General features: G+C 68.6%; 18 protein-coding genes. 6 read left to right on the forward strand and 12 right to left on the reverse strand.

Translation table 11 applies throughout. The features are described 5' to 3' along the window. Nucleotides 1–185: 185 nt before the first annotated feature. The 6 genes from trmD to AB0I34_RS31800 form a co-directional block, all read right to left on the reverse strand. On the reverse strand, nucleotides 186–1,385 hold the full coding sequence (trmD, locus tag AB0I34_RS31775; protein ID WP_360452230.1) for a tRNA (guanosine(37)-N1)-methyltransferase TrmD: 1,200 nt from the start codon (nucleotides 1,383–1,385) through the stop codon (nucleotides 186–188). Beyond that, nucleotides 1,385–1,933, reverse strand: coding sequence for a ribosome maturation factor RimM (rimM, locus tag AB0I34_RS31780; protein ID WP_360452232.1), 549 nt, complete (start codon nucleotides 1,931–1,933; stop codon nucleotides 1,385–1,387). The genes trmD and rimM overlap by 1 nt, the downstream gene beginning before the upstream one ends. Before the next feature lie 93 nt (nucleotides 1,934–2,026). Beyond that, nucleotides 2,027–2,278, reverse strand: coding sequence for an RNA-binding protein (locus AB0I34_RS31785; RefSeq protein WP_131356518.1), 252 nt, complete (start codon nucleotides 2,276–2,278; stop codon nucleotides 2,027–2,029). 5 nt (nucleotides 2,279–2,283) lie between these two features. Then, entirely contained in the window at nucleotides 2,284–2,817 is a 534-nt protein-coding gene (gene rpsP / locus AB0I34_RS31790) for a 30S ribosomal protein S16 (protein WP_360452234.1), read from the reverse strand. Between the two features lie 172 nt (nucleotides 2,818–2,989). Beyond that, nucleotides 2,990–4,333 (reverse strand): 6-phospho-beta-glucosidase, encoded by a 1,344-nt coding sequence (locus tag AB0I34_RS31795; protein ID WP_360452236.1) that lies wholly within the window; start codon nucleotides 4,331–4,333, stop codon nucleotides 2,990–2,992. Then, nucleotides 4,330–5,082, reverse strand: coding sequence for a DeoR/GlpR family DNA-binding transcription regulator (locus tag AB0I34_RS31800; protein ID WP_131355030.1), 753 nt, complete (start codon nucleotides 5,080–5,082; stop codon nucleotides 4,330–4,332). Before AB0I34_RS31800 ends, AB0I34_RS31795 begins: the two co-directional genes overlap by 4 nt. 204 nt (nucleotides 5,083–5,286) lie before the next feature. On the opposite strand from AB0I34_RS31800, the gene AB0I34_RS31805 reads away from it, so the two are divergent. Genes AB0I34_RS31805 through AB0I34_RS31820 form a run of 4 tightly spaced genes read left to right on the forward strand, consistent with a single transcriptional unit; the run spans nucleotide 5,287 to nucleotide 9,276 of the window. Further along, nucleotides 5,287–6,234, forward strand: coding sequence for a PfkB family carbohydrate kinase (locus AB0I34_RS31805; RefSeq protein WP_360452238.1), 948 nt, complete (start codon nucleotides 5,287–5,289; stop codon nucleotides 6,232–6,234). 5 nt (nucleotides 6,235–6,239) lie between these two features. After that, nucleotides 6,240–7,526 (forward strand): extracellular solute-binding protein, encoded by a 1,287-nt coding sequence (locus AB0I34_RS31810; RefSeq protein ID WP_360452240.1) that lies wholly within the window; start codon nucleotides 6,240–6,242, stop codon nucleotides 7,524–7,526. Next, complete coding sequence (locus AB0I34_RS31815; protein WP_360452242.1) at nucleotides 7,523–8,455, forward strand: sugar ABC transporter permease; 933 nt, start codon at nucleotides 7,523–7,525, stop codon at nucleotides 8,453–8,455. The genes AB0I34_RS31810 and AB0I34_RS31815 overlap by 4 nt, the downstream gene beginning before the upstream one ends. Then, nucleotides 8,452–9,276, forward strand: a complete 825-nt coding sequence (locus tag AB0I34_RS31820; protein ID WP_360452244.1) for a carbohydrate ABC transporter permease — start codon at nucleotides 8,452–8,454, stop codon at nucleotides 9,274–9,276. The genes AB0I34_RS31815 and AB0I34_RS31820 overlap by 4 nt, the downstream gene beginning before the upstream one ends. Here AB0I34_RS31820 and AB0I34_RS31825 read toward each other — a convergent pair. Both AB0I34_RS31825 and AB0I34_RS31830 read right to left on the reverse strand, forming a co-directional pair. After that, nucleotides 9,242–11,662: a caspase family protein gene (locus tag AB0I34_RS31825; RefSeq protein ID WP_360452246.1), complete on the reverse strand. Its 2,421-nt coding sequence runs from the start codon at nucleotides 11,660–11,662 to the stop codon at nucleotides 9,242–9,244. The genes AB0I34_RS31820 and AB0I34_RS31825 overlap by 35 nt on opposite strands. Before the next feature lie 3 nt (nucleotides 11,663–11,665). Further along, nucleotides 11,666–12,049: a hypothetical protein gene (locus AB0I34_RS31830; protein ID WP_360452248.1), complete on the reverse strand. Its 384-nt coding sequence runs from the start codon at nucleotides 12,047–12,049 to the stop codon at nucleotides 11,666–11,668. Nucleotides 12,050–12,169: 120 nt separating this feature from the next. On the opposite strand from AB0I34_RS31830, the gene AB0I34_RS31835 reads away from it, so the two are divergent. Further along, entirely contained in the window at nucleotides 12,170–12,364 is a 195-nt protein-coding gene (locus tag AB0I34_RS31835) for a hypothetical protein (protein WP_360452250.1), read from the forward strand. Between the two features lie 27 nt (nucleotides 12,365–12,391). Further along, nucleotides 12,392–13,741 (forward strand): SPFH domain-containing protein, encoded by a 1,350-nt coding sequence (locus AB0I34_RS31840; protein ID WP_360452252.1) that lies wholly within the window; start codon nucleotides 12,392–12,394, stop codon nucleotides 13,739–13,741. A 9-nt stretch (nucleotides 13,742–13,750) separates the two neighbouring features. On the opposite strand, the gene AB0I34_RS31845 is transcribed toward AB0I34_RS31840, so the two are convergent. The 4 genes from AB0I34_RS31845 to AB0I34_RS31860 form a co-directional block, all read right to left on the reverse strand. After that, on the reverse strand, nucleotides 13,751–14,389 hold the full coding sequence (locus tag AB0I34_RS31845) for a response regulator transcription factor (RefSeq protein WP_360452254.1): 639 nt from the start codon (nucleotides 14,387–14,389) through the stop codon (nucleotides 13,751–13,753). After that, the gene (locus AB0I34_RS31850) at nucleotides 14,380–15,609 is read right to left on the reverse strand and encodes a histidine kinase (RefSeq protein ID WP_360452256.1); all 1,230 of its coding nucleotides are present in this window, start codon (nucleotides 15,607–15,609) and stop codon (nucleotides 14,380–14,382) included. The genes AB0I34_RS31845 and AB0I34_RS31850 overlap by 10 nt, the downstream gene beginning before the upstream one ends. A 108-nt stretch (nucleotides 15,610–15,717) precedes the next feature. Further along, nucleotides 15,718–17,058, reverse strand: coding sequence for an N-acetylmuramoyl-L-alanine amidase (locus AB0I34_RS31855; RefSeq protein ID WP_360452258.1), 1,341 nt, complete (start codon nucleotides 17,056–17,058; stop codon nucleotides 15,718–15,720). Nucleotides 17,059–17,238: 180 nt separating this feature from the next. Then, nucleotides 17,239–18,207 carry an amidohydrolase family protein gene (locus tag AB0I34_RS31860; protein ID WP_360452260.1) on the reverse strand — a complete coding sequence of 323 codons (969 nt, stop codon included), beginning with the start codon at nucleotides 18,205–18,207 and terminating at the stop codon, nucleotides 17,239–17,241. Nucleotides 18,208–18,340: the final 133 nt, after the last annotated feature.

Genomic DNA, 18,340 nt, shown 5'->3' on the forward strand with positions numbered 1-18,340 from the left:
GGTGTCTCTTCCTCGCGCGTGCCACAGGTCACCCACGAATCTCGGTGGTGATGATGAAGTCATCAGGAGGCTCTGCATAGTTGCACAGCTCATCGCGTGCTGCCGGTCGGTGGTCACCCCCTGTGGCAGGAGCACCGAAGGGCAGCAACGAGCAATCTTGCCACACCGGCCCAGCGGAACCGAAATCAGCGTCGCCTCCGACGCTTGGTCAGCACCACCAGTTCGACCTTCGCGGTCTGCTGCTCGCGTCGTGTCTCACGGTAACCGGCCTTCCGGTACAGCCCGAGGTTCCGCTCACTCTCCGTACCGGTGTTCAGCTCGTACGACGTGACCTCGGCCGGCGCGAGCTTTTCCGCGACCCGCAACAGCCGGACACCCAGACCGCGCCCTTGCCAGTCCGGCGCGACGATCAGCCGCTCGATCCGGCCCACCTCACCGTCCACGCTCAGTTGCACCGACCCGACGATCCTGGTGCCGGCCACAGCCTTGAGTACGCCGCCCTGCTTGAGCCGCTCGACACTCGCGGCCGGGTCCTCCGAGAGCGGCGGGATGGTCAGGTCGTCGTAGATCTGGCCCTCCGAGAGGAACGCGGCCAACTGGAGCGTGTGGATCTCCCCCGCGTCCGCCTCCGTGGCCGGCAGCAGCCGTACCTCCGACGCCGGATCGTCCTTCCCCGCGACCGCATCGCCCCACGCCGCAAGCAGATCAGGCCGGCGCTCCGCAGTACGTCGTACCGACTCGTCGTGATGCCACTCCGCGATCAGACGATGGTTGCCGGACAACAGCACCTCGGGTACGTCGTACCCACGCCACACCGGCGGTTTCGTGTAGACCGGGTACTCCAGCAGGCCATCGCCCGAGTGGGACTCCTCGGCCAACGACTCCGGGTTGCCGATGACACCGGGCAGCAGACGGGCGACCGCCTCGACCATGACGAGTACGGCGACCTCCCCGCCGTTCAGCACGTAGTCGCCGATCGAAACCTCGTCGACGCGCATCCGCTCCGCCGCGTACGACGCCACCCGCGCGTCGATGCCCTCGTAGCGGCCGCAGGCGAACGCAAGCCATGGCTCGGCGGCAAGCTCGTACGCGAGCTCCTGGGTGAACGGGCGGCCCGCCGGCGTCGGCACGATGAGACGAGGCTGCGAGGGGCCGTCCGGGGGCGCAACAGCATCCAACGCCTCTCCCCATGGCTCCGGCCGCATCACCATGCCCGCACCGCCGCCGTACGGGGTGTCGTCGACGGTCCGGTGCCGATCGTGGGTCCAGTCGCGCAAGTCATGGAGGCGGATGTCGAGGAGGCCACTCTTCGCCGCCTTGCCGACCAGGGAGACGTCGAGCGCGGCCAGGTACTCCGGGAAGATCGTGAGGACGTCCAGTCTCATCAGTCGGCGCCCGGCTCGGTCGGAACCACGTCAGCGCCTTCCGGGTCCAGCAGACCCGGCCGGTCGGCCACGACGACGTACTGCTTGTCCAGATTGATCTCGGGCACGAGCTCCTCGACCAGCGGCACCAGTACGGCGTTGCCCGCGGGACGCCGGATCTCCAGCAGGTCCTGCGACGGCAGGTGGACGACGTCGATCACCTCGCCGGCCTCTGCGCCGTCCGCGGTCCGGACCGCCAGGCCGACCAGCTCGCGGTCGTAGTACTCCTCCGGGTCCTCCGGCCGGGCGTCCTCGGCCACCTCGGCCTGCACGAACAGGTTGCGCAGCTGTTCGGCACCGGTCCGGTCCGCCACCTCGGCGAACTTCACCAGCAGCCGCCCGCTGTGCCACCGGCTCGCCTCGACGGTCAGCTTGCGCGGGACCTTCGAGTCCGTCACCAGGGTCGCGCCGTCGGCGAACCGGAGGTCCGGCTCGTCCGTCCGGACGTCCACACCGACCTCGCCCTTGATCCCATGCGCCCGGCCGAGCCGTCCGACAGTCACCAACACCCGCACAAACCTCTCTCTACAGACACGATGGACCCGAGGATATGGCGAAGGGCCGCACCGGTGCGGTGCGGCCCTTCGGGGAACTGCTGCGAGTCAGCGGCGCGGACGCCGGTTGAACTCGTCGACGAAGTCGATCCGGATCGACGACTCGGAGCTGAGCGCACCGACCACGGTGCGGATCGCGGTGGCGGTCCGGCCGTTGCGGCCGATCACCTTGCCGATGTCGTCGGGGTGGACGTGCACCTCGAGGGTGCGGCCACGCCGCAGGTTCCGGGCCCGGACGCTGACCTCGTCGGGGTTGTCCACGATGCCACGGACCAGGTGCTCGAGCGCCTCGGTCTCCATCATGGTCAGGCCTTGGCGTCGTCGGCCGGCGCGGCCTCAGCCGGGGCCTCGGCGGCCTCAGCCTTAGGCGCCTCAGCCTTGGGAGCCTCAGCCTTGGGAGCGTCGGCCTTGGCGGCCTCGTCCTTCGGCGCGTCGTCCTTCTTGTCCGCCTTCTTCGCCGCCGACTTCTTGGCGGTGGTGGCCTCGGTCTTCAGCGTGCCGTGGGCCTCGGCCAGCGCCTCGTTGAAGATCTCCTGCTTGTCCCGCTTGGGCTCCTTGACCCGCAGCGGCGCCGGAGCGGCCTCACCCTTGAACTTCTGCCAGTCGCCGGAGGCCTTGAAGATCGCCTCGACGGCCTCGGTCGGCTGCGCGCCGACGCTCAGCCAGTACTGCGCCCGGTCCGACTCGACGTGGATGAACGACGGCTCGGTCTTCGGGTTGTACTTCCCGATCTCCTCGATGGCGCGACCGTCCCGCTTGGTCCGGGCGTCCATCACGACGATGCGGTAGTGCGGCGCACGCTTCTTGCCGATGCGCTTCAAACGGATCTTGACTGCCACGTTTGTGGGGTCTCCCTCGGAGTACATGTCTGGGTGAGCAGCACAGCGTCGTGGGGACAACGGGTGACCACTCGAATGGGCCGGCCGGGCAGTGGAGTTAGAGGGCTGCACGAACCTGGACGGACTCAGCAGGCCATTGTGCCAGATTCCGACCCCACCACCCAATCCGGTGTCAAGCCCGGAACCGGGCCAGGTCCGGCAGCTGCTCGGCATATGACTCCAGAAGCTTGCCGGCCGCGGTCACGGAGTCGACCAGGGGGTGCCAGGCGAAGGCGCGCAGCGCGGCGGACCGGGAGCCACTGACAGCAGCCTCGATCGTCGAGCGCTCGACCGCCTTGACCGAGCAGATGAGCCCAGCCTGGTGATCGGTCAACTGGGACACCGTGACCGGCAGGGCGCCGTTTGCATCGACCGTGCACGGGATCTCCACCACCGCGTCGTCGTCCAGGTGATGCAGCACCCCGCGGTTGCGCACGTTCAGGATCAGCGAGGCGCGCTCGTTGTGGGCGATCGCCCGCATCAGCGACAGCGCCACCTGCTCGTAACCTCCGGCGGCCATGTCCCGCTCGTCGCGCTCACCGGCGTCCGCGACCTCACGGCTCTCCACCATGTACGTCGACTCACGCTCGGCCCGGGTCTTCTGCCACAACTCCAGCGCCCGCTCCGGATGCCGAACCGTCTCTGCATAGAACGCTGACTGCTGCTCCAGCAGGAACTTGCCCCGCGTCTGCTGCACAGCCTGTACGGCGGCCAGCGTTTCGCGGGCGAAGTAGTAGTAATGCAGGTACTCGTTCGGAATGGCCCCCAGCGACCGCAACCAGTCCGCTCCGAACAGCCGCCCTTCCTCGAACGACGACAACGCGTCGGAGGACTCCAGCAACGCCGGCAGCCGGTCGAGTCCACCGGACCGCAAGCCCCGCAGCCAGCCCAGGTGGTTCAGCCCCGCGTAGTCGTAGAACGCCGTCGACGGATCCACCCCGAGCGCCAGCGCGGCCCGGCGCCCCAGTCCGGACGGCGAGTCACAGATCCCGATCACCCGGTCGCCCAGGTACGGGATCATCGCTTCGGTCACCATCCCGGCCGGGTTGGTGAAGTTGATGACCCACGCCTGCGGCGCCACCGCTGCGATCCGCTGGGCGATCCCCACCGTAACCGGCACCGTGCGTAGCCCATAGGCGATCCCACCGGCCCCGACTGTCTCCTGACCGAGTACGCCGAGGTCCAGCGCGACCCGCTCGTCGACGGTCCGCCCTTCCAGCCCGCCGACGCGGATCGCGGAGAACACGAAGTCCGCACCGCGCAGGGCCTCGTCCAGGTCAGTCGTCTCGGTCACCACCGGCGCGTCCGCGACGCCCGCGGCCTGCTGCCGCAACACCGCCGCGATCGACGTCAGCCGAGTCCGATCGGTGTCGAACAGCGCCACCGACGTGATCCGGCCCGTACCCCGGTCTCCGAGCAACGCCTGATACACCAGCGGCACCCGGAATCCCCCACCGCCAAGGATTGTCAGTCTCACGCAAGCACCACCTGTACGCCCGCCTCTGTCAGTTGGGCCCGGGTCACCTCGTCGGCGCCGGGCTCGGTCACCACCATGAACAACTCCCCCGGATCGCAGACCCGCCCGACACCGTGGCCCGGGAACTTCGTCGCGTCCGCCAGCAGCACCACCCGGTCGGCGGCCTGGATCATCGCGCGCTTCACCGGTACCTCGATCATCGTGCTGTCCATCACCCGCCCGTCCGGCCGCACTCCGCTGGTGCCGAGGAACAGCCAGTCGACGTGGATCTGCCGCAGGCTCTCCTCGGTCAGATACCCCACCAGCGAGCGGTAGCTCCGCCGGACGAACCCACCGAGCACGATCAGCTCGATCTGCTCGTCGTTCTCCAGCTCCTCCAGTACGGCGAGATTACTGGTGACCACCGTCAACGACCGGCCATGCAGATGCTGGGCGACGCGCAACGCCGTCGTACCGATGTCGAGTAGCAACGACTCACCATCGTTCACCAGCTCAGCGGCCCGCCGCGCGATCCGGTCCTTCTCCGCGGCATGTACGGCGTTGACGTCCGCGAACGGCTCGTCTCCACCGTCAACCGCGAGCGCACCCCCGTACACACGGGTCAATCGGCCTTCCGCGTGCAGTTGCTCGAGGTCGCGGCGGATCGTCGCCTCGCTGACCCCGAGTCGCGTGGCCAGCACTTTGACGCCCCCGGCCCCGTCGGCCCGGAGCGCGCGGATGATCTGATCCTGTCGCTGCTTCGGCAACACACCCAGACCGTATCACGCAAACTCCGTCATTTTCAGTCAAAGTTATGGGCAGGTATTGCGCATCTTGCGCAAGCGTTTCAAGATTCATGCACGAGTTTGATCGACCGTGCAGGAGTGTGGAGCAGTGGACGAGCGGAGCGAGTTCACCATCAGGCACAGCGTGACTTGTGCCTCATCCGCGCCCGGAGCGAAGCGAGGACGTGGATGAGTTCGCTGGACGTGGTTGTGTCCGGCCTGGTCTTCCAGGACCTGGTGCTCGGCCTGCCCACTCCGCCGCGGCCCGGCACCGAGGTGTGGGCCACCGACTCACAGGAGAGCCCGGGCGGCATCGCGAACTTCGCCGTCGCACTGGCTCGGCTCGGCCTGCGCACGGGCCTGGCCGCGGCCTTCGGCGCCGATCCCGACGGCGACAGCGTCTGGGACCGGCTGGCGCACGAGGGCATCGATCTGACTCTCTCCCGCAAGCTCGCCGGCTGGCGGACCCCGTTGACGGTGGCCCTTGCCTATGACAACGATCGGGCACTGGTCACCCGGGGCACCCCTCCCCTGCTGTCGGCCGACGAGCTGATCACTGCGCCGCCGGCCGCTCGCGCTGTCGCCGCCCACATCGGCCCCTGGCCGAACGAGTGGCTGGCGAAGGCGAAGGCGGCCGGTTGCGTGGTGTTCGCCGATGTCGGGTGGGATCCGTCGGAGCAGTGGGATCCCGCAGTACTCGACCAGCTCGAGCACTGTGACGTGTTCCTGCCGAACGCCGACGAGGCGATGAACTACACCCGGACGGACAGTCCGGAGCAGGCGCTCGACCGGCTGGCCGAACTGGTGCCGCAGGTCGTCGTCTCGAACGGCGCCGCCGGCGCCCTGGCGATCGACGCCGGCACCGGCGAGCGGGTCGCCGTACCGGCGTATCCAGTGCAGGCTGCGGACACCACCGGGGCGGGTGATGTGTTCGCCGCCGGCTTCATCGCGGCCACGCTGTGGGACCTGCCGCTGGAGCTGCGGGTGCGCTTCGCCGCGCTCACCGCGGCCCTGTCGGTGACCCGGCTCGGCGGTGCCGACGCGGCGCCCCGCTGGGAGGACCTGGCGGCGTGGCAGGCCGCGCATCCCGAAGACCACCACCTCCAAGCGCTGATCAGCGCCCACTCAGGAAGGTAAGAACCATGGAGCTCTCACGTCGGACGCTGCTCGCTGGGGGCTTCGCAGCCGTGCTCGGCGGTTCCCTTGTCGGCTGCTCGTCCGGGATGGACGCCTCGTCCACGAAGAAGAATGCCTCGGGCAACATCGCGCTGTGGTGCTGGCCGGGCGGCCTGGGCAAGTCCGTGCTGGACGACACCATCGCGCACTTCCCGGACCAGCACATCAAGTACTCCGAGATCGGCGACGACTTCAAGCAGAAGCTGCTGACCACGTTCAACGGTGGCACCAACATCCCCGACATCACCGGGCTCAAGGGCGAGGACATCGCCTCCTGGCTGCCGCAGGCGGACCGATTCGTCGACCTGAACACCGTCGGCGCGAAGGACATCCTCGGCGATTACCTGGAGTGGAAGGTCAAGCAGGCCACCACGCTGGACGGCAAGCTGCTCGGCATCCCGATCGACATCGGCCCGACCGCGCTGTTCTACCGCGAGGACGTCTTCACCGCCGGCGGACTGCCCGGCGAGCCGGACGAGGTGGCCGCGCAACTGAAGACCTGGGACGACCTGCTCGCGGCCGGCCTGGAGCTGAAGGCGAAGAACCCGAAGGCGCTGATCGTGTCCGACGCGACCGACATGTACGGGATCATCGTCAGCCAGGGCACCGAGCGCTACATCGACAAGGACAACAAGTTCATCGGCGACCAGGACCACATTCGGCGGGCCTGGGACCTGGCTGTGAAGGCGATCAGCACCAAAGTCGACGCGAAGACCCTCGGCGGTACGCCGGACTGGAACGCCGGACTCGACCAGGGCACGGTGCCGGCGCTGTCCGGTGCGGCGTGGGTCGCGCTGGACGTGAAGGCAGCCTGCAAGACCAGCGTGGGCAAGTGGCGGCTGGCACCGACCCCGAGCGGACCGGCGAACTTCGGTGGCTCGTTCCTCGGCATCACCAAGAACGCCGCCGACCCGTCCGCCGCGTTCGAGGTGATCAAGTACATGCTCAGCGCGGACAACCAGGCCAAGGCGTTCGCCGACGCTCAGATCTTCCCGGCCGCCCCGAAGGCGTACGACATGCCGCAGTTGAAGGCAGCCGACCCGTTCTTCGGCGGTCAGGTCCCGATCGACGTGTTCGGTCCGGCCGCCAAGGCCATCCCGATCGCGTACGAAGCACCGCTCGACTCCGCGGTCGGAGCGCCGTACGGGACCCAGCTGAAGACTGTGCAGTCCGGCAGCAAGTCCTCGGAGCAGGCCTGGAAGGACGCGGTCGCGCAGGCGAAGCAGATCGGCAAACGTCAGGGCGTGCAGTGACCCTGACCGCCACGGCGCCCCGCAGCGACGTCGGTACGACGGGATCCGGGCGGAAACGTCCGGTCCGGTCGTACTGGCGGTTCTACCTGGCCCTGTCGCCGTTCTACATCCTGTTCGTCGTCTTCGGGCTGTACCCGGTCGCGTCCACGATCCTGCTCGCGTTCCAGAAGTGGGACGGGCTCGGGGCGCGGCAGATGGTCGGGCTGCAGAACTTCAAGTTCCTGATCGAGGACAACACGTTCTGGCTGTCGCTGTGGAACACGCTGGTGTTGTTCGTCATGTCGACCGCACCGACGCTGTGCCTGGCACTCCTGCTGGCGGTGATGCTGCACTCGGCGGTGCGGTTCAGCAGCGTGTACCGGTTCGCGTACTTCGTCCCGAACATCACCTCGCTGGTCGCGGCGGCGATCTTCTTCGGCGCGATCTTCAGTACGAACTTCGGTCTGATCAACGCCGGCCTGCGGTCGCTGGGTCTGCCCACCGAGGATTGGCTCGGGCAGCCGTGGGGCATCAAGATCGCGATCTCGACGATGATCGTGTGGCAGTGGACCGGGTACAACACGATCATCTACCTGGCCGGATTGCAGGCGATCCCGACCGAGCAGTACGAGGCGGCCAAGGTGGACGGCGCCGGACCGGTCCGGACGTTCTTCTCGATCACACTGCCGCAGCTGCGGCCGGTGGTGTTGTTCACGGTGATCATGTCGACGATCGGCGGTCTGCAGACGTTCACCGAACCGCAGGTGATGGTCGGTACCAGCGGTGGCGCGGGCCAGAGCGGTCTGACCGCGGTCATGTACTTCTACACCCAGGCGTTCGTCGCCAACGACTACGGCTACGCGGCAGCCGTTGCCTTGAGCATCTTCATGCTCGTGCTGCTGGTGACGGCGATCAACTGGCGGCTGTTCCGGGGCAGGAGTGATTCATGATCAGGCGACGTGGACGGATCCTGCTGCACGCGGGCCTGGCGGTGACGGCACTGGTCTCGCTGTTCCCGTTCTACTGGTCGTTGGTGATGGCAACCAACACCACGGCGGACATCTACCGGTTCCCGCCGAAGTTCACCTTCGGCTCGCAGCTCGACGACAACATCCATCATGTGCTGACGAACATCGCGTTCTTCCAGTCGATGGGCAACTCGGCGATCGTGGCGGTCTCGGCCACGGTGCTGGTGCTGTTCTTCGACTCGCTGGCCGCGTTCACGTTCGCGAAGTTCCGGTTCCCGGGCCGGAACGCGTTGTTCGTGATCCTGCTGGCGACGATGCTGCTGCCCGCACAGCTGGCGACCATCCCGCAGTTCCAGACGATGGTCGCGCTCGGCTGGGTGGGCTCGCTGAAGGCGCTGATCATCCCGGGTGCGGCGAACGCGTTCGGCATCTTCTGGATGCGGCAGTACTTCCAGCGCTCCATCCACGACGAGCTGGTCGAGGCGGCGACGCTGGACGGCTGCGGGTTCATGGGGACGTACTGGCACGTGGCGCTCCCGTCGGCCCGGCCGGCGCTGGCGTTCCTGGGCATCTTCACGTTCGTCGCGTCCTGGAACGACTACCTCTGGCCGCTGATCGTGCTCACCAACCCCGACCACCTCACGCTCCAGGTGGCGTTGTCGCAGCTGAATCGGTCCCACGGTGTCGACTACAGCATGGTGATGACCGGTGCACTGCTGGCGATGATTCCGCTGATCATCGTCTTCGCACTCTTCGCCCGCCAGTTCATCAAGGGCGCGACTGAAGGCGCAGTTCGCGGCTGAGCACGCCGGCCACGACCAACACGTTCCCGAGGACGGCGGTGATGAAGGCCGGCGGCGAGCTGCCCTGGGTCAGGGCGGGGATGACGGAGATGCAACTCATCACTGCGACCGTCGTCACCGCCGCACCCAGCCAGATCCGGCTTCGCTTGTCGGTCGCGGCCACAGCGAGCCAACCCAGCCCCGCTGTGAGGACGGGCTCGATCAGAGCCAGCTTCGTGACCGTGAACCAGGAATAGCCGTCGGGGTGGTGGATCAGGGCGCTGACCAGTATCAAGACGCCGCCGGCAACGACCAGCGCCGCGGCCGCCAGCGGGACGGGCCAGTACCGCCAACTGGTCGGTCGGAGCACAATCAGCAGTACGGCGACCATCGCGGCCGTGATGACCGTCGAGAGAGCCCACGGCGTGGTCTCGTCCGCCGAGATGCCTCCGCCGAGGATGACCACGCCGTCCTCGAGTACCGAGAGAGCACACCCGGCGACGACACCGAGTGCCAGCGGTCCGGACCACCGAGCGACCAGGCTCGCCACCACCGCACAGACCGACGCCAGGATCGCAGCGTCGCCCCAGCTGCGGTACACCCACCACCCGGTATCGCTGTCGCTCCACAGGTACTGCGAATGCAGAGGACCGGGCCAGTTCAGGTAGACGAGCGCCACCGAACCAAGCGCCAGTACGGCAACCGCCCACCACGGAGGCGCAGATCCAGGCCCGGCTTCCGCGGAGGGTACAGACGGTGGCACGGGTTTGGCTGTCGGCTCGGGCACCGTCTCGGCAACAGGAACTGGCGTGGACGCGGCAGCCGCCTCAGGCTCCGGCTCAGACAGAGCGGCCGGCTCGGCAACAGGTGCCGCCTTCAGTGCAGAGGCCGTCTCAAGCCCCGGCGCGGACACAGGGGCCGGCTCGGCAACAGGTGCCGCCTTCAGTGCAGAGGCCGTCTCAAGCCCCGGCGCGGACACAGGGGCCGGCTCGGCACCAGGTGCCACGTTGGACGCGGCAGCCGGCTCAAGCTCCGGCTCGGACGCTGGCGCTGGCTCCGCAACAGGTGCCGTCTTGGACGCGGCAACCGGGGCAGGCTCGGCGATGGGTGCCACGCCGGACGCGGCAGCCGGCTCGGGACGGGGTGGTGGTGGCTCGGGCTTGGTTTCGGGGAGGGTTAGGTGGACGGGGACCGTGCATTCGCCGGTTGGGCCGGCGACGATGAGCGAGGAATCGTGGGTGCCGGGGTCGGCAGGGTCGGCGCTCACTCGGACGGTCGCGCCGTCCTGCTCGACCCGGACCCACGCGGCACCGGGCGACGCCACGGCAGTTCGGGCGATCGGCGGCCCCTCGACCTGAAGCACAACGCTCGGCACATCTTCGCCGAGTTCGACCTCGCCAGGCGTGACCCGCGGGACGGCTGAGGCGATCGCCTCGCCGGCGGCCTCGGACACCTTGCGGCTGTCGTCGGCGACCATCCGGTGCAGTGCCTGCCAAGCGGCGTACGCCTGCCCGAGGTCGTCGCCGTCCAACCGTTCGCGCAGGTAGTCGACCACGCCGAACCTTGCCGCCGGCAACGGACTCTCCATCGCCTCGAGCAGAGCCGGCGCAAGCGGCGTCGGCGTGATCCGGCGGACCCGGCTGCGCGCGATCAGCAGCTCGCCCTGCGATCCGAACGTCCACATCTGCGGGTTCTGATTCGGAGTGACCCGATGGACCCGATCGGTGACGAACCCGACCAGTTCCGTGAGCCCGACCCACCCGTCGCCGTCCCGATCCGCTTCGCCGGTCGTCAGGCCGTCCACCACGGCGCTGGTGAACACCGACGGCGCCGGCGTGGCGGCGGCGGTCGCCAGCTGCCCGCCCTCGAAGGCGTACTCCATCGCGCTGGAGGCCGTCACCACCACGCGTCCACGACCACCGCCGACCTCTTCCTGACCGACGAAGGCGTCGCGTACCTGCGCCTCACCGGACGCGCGCACGACCATGCCACGCGGGAACGCGCCGCCGTAGCAACAATCGAGGAACAGTGCGATCCGCTGCGCGCGACTGTCCGCCATCTGCCGGTTGACGAAGTCCGCGGCCAGCGCGGTCGACGCGAGCCGGGTCGGCTTGGTGTCGGCGACAGCCAGGAACAACTCCCCCGCAGAGTTCTTCAGACCGTGGCAGGAGAAATGCAGTAGCAGTAGGTCCTCCGGCGCGCGATCGGCGAAGAAGTCCTCGACCGCGAACCGGATCTCCTGGGCGGACTCGTTGTGCAGGACCTGCACCGCGAACCCACCGACCGACGGATCCGCCAGCACCTCCGCCAGTGCGGCCGCGTCCTGGGCGGGCGCGACAAGCCTGCGCAGACCGGGATCGTCGTACTGATCGTTGGCGATGACGAGCGCGACCCTCTTGCCGTCCATCTCTCACCCGTCCGCCATGGAGTGCCTTCGGACGAACGCATCCACCAGTTGCTGCTGGGCCTGGTCGCTGGCGCCGGTCAGCTCGATCACGTCGCCGTCGATCGTGAGCTTCACCGTCCGCTCGTTGCCGGACCGGCGCAGCCAGCCGCGGACCACCGCCACGATCGCACCGACCGCTTGCACCCCTGGCGCCACCGAGACGCTGAGCATGCCGGCGATCGCGGCGAGAGCACTCCGCGATCCCTCCGGTGCTTCGCCTTCGTAGTACGGCTCGACCGACCGTACGTCGAGCGTCAGCAACTCCTCCCGGAGCAGCAACGCCAGTTCCTCGAGCCGTGCGTCGTCCGACCCCTCTTCGACGACCCCCAGCTGTACCTCCGCGCCCATGACCCCTCCCCCCGCCCCCAGGCCGCGCGTCGATGCCTCCACCATGCGCCCGCGAGCGTCCGGGCCACAAGGCGTTAAGCTGCGGAACCCAGAGCAGCCGCGGTACGTCGGAGGGGCGTCATGGTAGGCAAACGGGGGCGCGTGATCGGGCGGATCGCACCTGGGATCGTCGGCGAGGTCATGCTGCCGGTCCGGGGTGCCACCGAGGCCTTCTACGCTTACCCCGCGACCGACGAGGTGATCGAGGTGGGCACGCAGGTGGTGGTCGTCGACTACGACCCGCCGCGCACTGTCTACGTCGCTCGCGCCATCTGATTCATCGTTCTGTTCCCTGGAGGGGAAATGCTCTGGACGTACGTGATCATCGCCGCGGTGGCGGTGGTCGTCCTTCTGATCGTGTTCCGGATGGTCTGGCGGGTGGCGGAGCCGAACGAGGCGCTGATCATCTCCGGTCTCGGCGCGCACTCGAGCCAGGAGCAGGTCAACGAGACCCTCGGCTTCAAGATCGTCGTGGGCCGCGGCACCGCGGTACTACCGGGATTCCAGACCGTACGGCGGTTGCCGCTGGACATCCGCGCGACGCCGCTGACCGTCACCTGCGTGTCCAGCCAGGGCATCCCGCTGCACATCAAGGGTGTGACGGCGTACAAGGTCGGTGACGACTACGGCTCGATCGCGAACGCGGCCCGGCGGTTCCTGGAGCAGAGCGACGAGCAGGTGATGAGCACGATCCACGAGCTGTTCGCGGGTCATCTGCGCGCGATCGTCGGCTCGACGACGGTCGAGGAGATGCTGCACGACCGGGAGACGCTGACCACGAACATCCGCGGCTCGCTGGCCGGCGACATGGAAAAGCTCGGCCTGGTGGTCGACTCGCTGCAGATCCAGGAGATCGACGACGAGTCCGGCTACATCAAGAACCTCGGCCGCCCGCAGGCCGCCGCGGTCGAGGCCGCGGCCCGGATCGCGCAGGCCGAGCGGGACCGGGAGGCGACCGAGCGCGAGCAGGCCGCGGCGGCGAAGAAGGCCGCGGCGGTGCGGGAGAGCTCGATCGCCCAGGCCGGCTACCAGGCCGAGGTCGACCAGGCGAACTCGAAGGCGTCACAGTCCGGTCCCCTGGCCGAGGCGCTGGCCCGGCAGGAGGTCGTCGTCGCCGAGACGGGGACCGCGAAGCTGAACGCGTCACTGGCCGAGAAGCAACTGGAGTCGTCGGTGCTGAAGCCGGCCGACGCCGAGGCGTACCGGCAGCGCACGCTGGCCCAGGCTGCCCGTGACGCTCAGATCGCGGCCGCGGAGGCGAACGCCAAGGAGGTCCAGCTCCGCGGTGAGGCCCAGGCGAAGGCCACCGAGCTGACCGGTAAGGCCGAGGCCGCCGCCGTCCAGGCGAAGGCGATGGCCGAGGCGGCCGGTATCAAGGCCCGGGCCGAGGCACTGGCCACCAACACCGACGCGGTCGTCGCGCAGCAGCTGGCCGAGGCCTACCCGGAGATCGTCGCCGCGGCAGCAGGCTCGTTCGAGAAGGTCGGCAACATGGTCGTGCTGAACGGTGCCCAGGGCATCGAGGACACCCTGGTCAAGACGATCACGATGGGCGGCTCCGGCTTCGCCCTGGCCAAGCAGCTGATCGACTCCCTCAGCACCCCGAAGGACCACAAGCCGGCGCTCGAGTCGGTGCCCGACCAGCCGGCCTGATCGGCTGGGTCAGAGACCGAGGTAGGCGAGGACGGCGAGGACGCGGCGGTGGCAGGCGTCCGTTGGCGGCAGGTCGAGCTTGAGGAAGACGTTGCCGACGTGTTTGTGGACGGCACCTTCGGTGACGACCAGGCGGTCGGCGATCGCCGTGTTACCCAGTCCTTGCGCCATCAGTGCGAGTACCTCGCGTTCCCGAGGGGTGAGCCGGTCCAGCGGACTGCTCCGCTTCATCATCAACTGGCTCACCACCTCGGGGTCCAGCACGGTTCCTCCGGCGGCGACCCGGCGTACTGCTTCGAGGAACTCGTCGACCCGGGAGACGCGGTCCTTGAGCAGGTACCCGACGCCCTCACTCCCGCCGGCGAGTAGTTCGGCCGCGTAGACCTCCTCGACGTACTGCGAGAACACCAGTACGGGCAGGCCGGGCCGCACCCGGCGGGCCTCGATCGCGGCCCGCAGACCCTCGTCGGTGAAGGTGGGCGGCAGCCGTACGTCGACCACCGCGATATCCACCTCGTGCTCCGCGATCGCCTTCGCGAACCCGTCCGCGTCGGCGGCGACCGCGGCCACCTCGAAGCCGGAGTTGCCCAGTAGCAAACCGAGGCCCTCGGCAAGGATCGGGTTGTCCTCGAGGATCATCACCCGCACGGGAGGATCACCTCGACGGTGGTCGGCCCACCGATCGGGCTCCGCAGCTCCAGCTGACCGTCGATCGCCTGCACCCGGTGGAGCATGCCATGCAGACCACTCCCCCGGCCGAGCAGGTCGGACCGGTCGTTGATTCGTGCTCCCCCGATCCCGTCATCGGTGATCACCAGGTACAGCTCCGCATCCCGCCGTTCCATCAGTACGTCGACGTGTCCAGCGGCAGAATGCTTGGTGATGTTGGTGAGCGACTCGGCGACGACGAAGTACGCCGCCGCCTCGACAGGCGCGGGCACTTGACCGAGCTCACCCAGCCGGAGGTCGACGGGTAGCGGACAGCGGGCGCACAGTGCGGAGACGGCACCGGCCAGACCGCGGTCGGCGAGGATCGGCGGGTACATGGTCCGCAGTACGCCGCGCAGCTCGTGCATGGCCTGCTCCGCGCCGTCGCGGGCGTCGTCGAGCAGCTTCGCGGCCTTCTCCGGGTCGTCCGCCATGGTCTTCTTGGCGAGCCCGATCCGCATCGCCAGCGACACCAACTGCGCCTGCGTACCGTCATGCAGATCCCGCTCAATGCGCCGCAACTCGGCACCATGCGAATCCACCGCACCAGCCCGGCTCTTGGTCAGCTCCTCCACCCGCTGCTCCAGCCTGGCCGTCTCCAACTGGGACTCGGTCGGCGCAAGCAGGTGGAGTGCGGCCTTCGCATGGCCGCGCGCCAGGGCCGGCGCTACCCACCAGAGGAAGCTCAGACTGACCAGCACTTGCAGCGGACCGAGCGTCAATGCCCTGGTCCAGCTGTCGACGTCGAGCCCCATCAGGCTGGCGCCGTTGTTGAACTGCCACGTTGCCATGCTGATGAGTGCCGAGGGCGCTCCGGCCACCGAGACGACCGCAACCACCAGTTCGGGGATCATCACCAGCGGCATCAGCAGACACCGCAGACTGCGCTTGAACGACTTGTCCTTGAACAGCGCGACGACATCGCCCGGCCGGCGGCGCGCTGCCCGTGGCAGCAGCTCGGGCTCCGGCACACCGAGGTACCACGCGGCGCGGTACCGCTCGATGTTGGCCAGCCGCACCAGACCGGCGGTGAGGTCCGGAATGATCCAGCCCAGCAGCAGGCCGATCGGCAGCGTAGGAAGCAGCACCAGCGACTTCAGGAAGCGGACCATCAGATAGCCGCTGGCCGGCATGCCCCGGGACAGGATCTTGGTCACCATGTCTCAATCGTGCGCCAACCGGACGCCGTGGTCGGTACAGCAGGCTCTACTGTTCGGGCTCCAGCACACCACAAGGCCCGGGGTGATCCCCCGGGCCTCCTGTCGTGATCAGCACTCAGGGACGCCGGGGAGCTTCGGGTTCGGGTCTTGGATGTAGATGTTGCTCATGTAGCCGCCCTGGTCGCGGAGTTTGGCCCACCAGTCGTTGGTGGTGCCCTCGGCCGTCACCGGGTCGCCTTGCACCTGGCACGTGACGAACACCTGGGTCGGCCCGGGCAGCTCGGTGATGATGGAGGCGGTGAGGCTGGGGGCCGAGCGGACCCGGACGCCGCTGCCGTAGGTGGTGAAGTTGTACTCCGGCGGGTTCGGGTTCCCGCCGTTCACCAGCTCCATGTAGTAGTCCCAGTTCCAGTTCGGACCTGGGTCGGTGTGGGTCTGGTTCGGCATTTCGACGTGGCCCTTGATGTGAGCCCGGTCCTTCGGGATACCCCGGCGATCCGCGATGTTTCGGGTCAGCGCGGCCGACGAGCGGTACATCGCGTCGGTGAACCAGGAGGGCTGATCGACGAAGCCCTCGTGCTCGATGCCGATCGTGTAGCCGTTCTCGGAGCCCACGTGCCAGGCCGTGTCCTTCTCGGCCACCATTTGGGTGACCTGGCCGTCGCTCGACCGGATCACGTAGTGCGAGCTGACCTGCGCCGACGGGTTCTTGAACCAGCTGATCGTGCCCGCATACGACCCCTGCGTCACGTGGATGACGATGGTCGAGATCGCGGCGTTCCGGCCGACCCGGTAGTTGCTGGTGCTGGCCGCGTTCCAGATCGCGCCCGGGTAGTCGACCGCCGCGACCGAGGCCGGTGTGCGGGTGCCGAGCGGGGCGACCTTGGCGTAGCCGCCGAGGACCGGCATGACCTTCTTCGGCTCGGTGGTCACCCCCGCGGCGCGGACGCCCGCGCCGATGATCCGGTAGACCTCGTCGGTGTACAGCCGGGCGGTCGGCCCGTCGGCGGAGTGCGAGTACTCCGCGACCACGCCGTACCACTTGCCGAGGTTGGACCGATCGGTCAGACCGGCCTGGTCGGCGTACGAGTCCAGGACGGCGGCGGCGCCGAGGATGTTCGACGCGTTGTCCTTGGACAACTGCGCGACCGGCAGGCCGGTGAGCTTGGTTGCCTCGGACATCGTCTGGTTCTTGTCGTTGCTGACCAGGTGCATGACGCCATAGCCGTTCGCCTGGCTGGGTTGGCCGTTGTGGCCGTCCAGGTGCGATTCGGCGTACCCGACGCCGACGAGCAGTTCACGCGGTACGTCGTACTTCGCGGCGGCGGTGTCGAACGCGGACGACAGGCCCGCGGAGCCGGAGGGTTGCGTCGGTTCGGCCGCGGTGCTCGGCAGGGCGCCCAGCGCGAGTGCGCCGGCGGCCGCGACGGCCAGGAGCGTTGTGGACACGTGTCTGGGTACTCGGGCGGTTTTCCCCATCGGGCGGTTCCTTCCCTTGGTCGGTCCGCCGAGGGGCGTCGGCGGTCCCGGGCTCACGCTAAGCCAAAATCTTCCGCCGAGACCAGGGGTCAGGTAAATTTTTTCCCGTCACGGCGTGAATTCGGCCGATCACGCGATCATGCCACCCGATCAGCTCACCACCCGGCCGCGCAGGACGATCAGCCGCGGATGGGTCAGCACCGCCGGGTTCGCCCGCGGATCCTCGTCGTACACCACCAGGTCGGCCGGATCGCCCGGCTGAAAGGTGCTCGGGGCACCCAACCACTCGCGGGCCGCCCACGAACCAGCGGCCAGCGCCTGCTCCCCCGACATCCCGATCTCGGTCAGCGCCTGGATCTCCTGCGCCACCAGGCCGTGCCCGAGGACCCCGCCCGCGTCGGTCCCGGCATACACGGGTACGCCGGCCTCGAACGCGTCCCGGAGCCGCTCGAGACGGCGGTCGTAGAGGTCGCGCATGTGGGCCGAGTACACCGGGAACTTCGCGGCGGCCTGATCGGCGTACTCCGGGAAGTTCTCCAGCTGGATGAGCGTCGGCACCACCGCGACACCGTGCGCGGCCATCTGGTCGAGCATGTCCGGCAGTACGCCGGTGCCGTGCTCGATGCAGTCGATGCCGGCGGCAAGCAGATCGGGCAGGGCGTGCTCGCCGAACACGTGCGCGGTGACGCGCGCGCCGAGCTCGTGGGCGCGGGCGATCGCCGCGTCGAGCGCCTCGGCCGGCCAGCAGGCGGTGAGGTCACCGGCATCCCGATCGATCCAGTCGCCGACGAGCTTCACCCAACCGTCGGCACGGCGGGCCTCCTGCTCGACGTACGCGACCAACTCGTCCGGCTCGATCTCCCAGCCGTAGTTGCGGATGTACCGCTTCGAGCGGGCGATGTGCCGACCGGCCCGGATGATCTTGGGCAGGTCCTCGCGCTCGTCGATCCAGCGGGTGTCCGCGGCCGAACCGGCGTCGCGGACCAGCAGCGCACCGGCCGCACGGTCCGCGATCGCCTGCTCCTCCTGCGTCTCCTTGTCGACCGCCCCGCGCTGGTCCAGGCCGATGTGGCAGTGGGCGTCGACCAGACCGGGCACGATCCAGCCACCGGTGTGCACGGTGGTGACATCAGCAGCGGTGGGCCGGTCGACGACCAGCCCACCGCCGAGGTGTTGGTGTTTGGTCTAGCCGGGCGGGCGCCCCCGGGGGGCGGTTGTGTGGTCGCCCGAGGGGGGGGACCACACCCGCCCA

It is taken from the genome of Kribbella sp. NPDC050281 (assembly GCF_040655855.1).
Classification (GTDB): Bacteria; Actinomycetota; Actinomycetes; order Propionibacteriales; family Kribbellaceae; genus Kribbella.

Bases quoted from the DNA above. Each gene is read 5' to 3' on its own strand.
- trmD (WP_360452230.1), bottom strand. From the start codon at position 1,385: ATGAGACTGGACGTCCTCACGATCTTCCCGGAGTACCTGGCCGCGCTC.
- AB0I34_RS31785 (WP_131356518.1), bottom strand. From the start codon at position 2,278: ATGGAGACCGAGGCGCTCGAGCACCTGGTCCGTGGCATCGTGGACAAC.
- AB0I34_RS31805 (WP_360452238.1), top strand. From the start codon at position 5,287: ATGAGTTCGCTGGACGTGGTTGTGTCCGGCCTGGTCTTCCAGGACCTG.
- AB0I34_RS31810 (WP_360452240.1), top strand. From the start codon at position 6,240: ATGGAGCTCTCACGTCGGACGCTGCTCGCTGGGGGCTTCGCAGCCGTG.
- AB0I34_RS31820 (WP_360452244.1), top strand. From the start codon at position 8,452: ATGATCAGGCGACGTGGACGGATCCTGCTGCACGCGGGCCTGGCGGTG.
- AB0I34_RS31825 (WP_360452246.1), bottom strand. From the start codon at position 11,662: ATGGACGGCAAGAGGGTCGCGCTCGTCATCGCCAACGATCAGTACGAC.
- AB0I34_RS31830 (WP_360452248.1), bottom strand. From the start codon at position 12,049: ATGGGCGCGGAGGTACAGCTGGGGGTCGTCGAAGAGGGGTCGGACGAC.
- AB0I34_RS31835 (WP_360452250.1), top strand. From the start codon at position 12,170: ATGGTAGGCAAACGGGGGCGCGTGATCGGGCGGATCGCACCTGGGATC.
- AB0I34_RS31840 (WP_360452252.1), top strand. From the start codon at position 12,392: ATGCTCTGGACGTACGTGATCATCGCCGCGGTGGCGGTGGTCGTCCTT.
- AB0I34_RS31850 (WP_360452256.1), bottom strand. From the start codon at position 15,609: ATGGTGACCAAGATCCTGTCCCGGGGCATGCCGGCCAGCGGCTATCTG.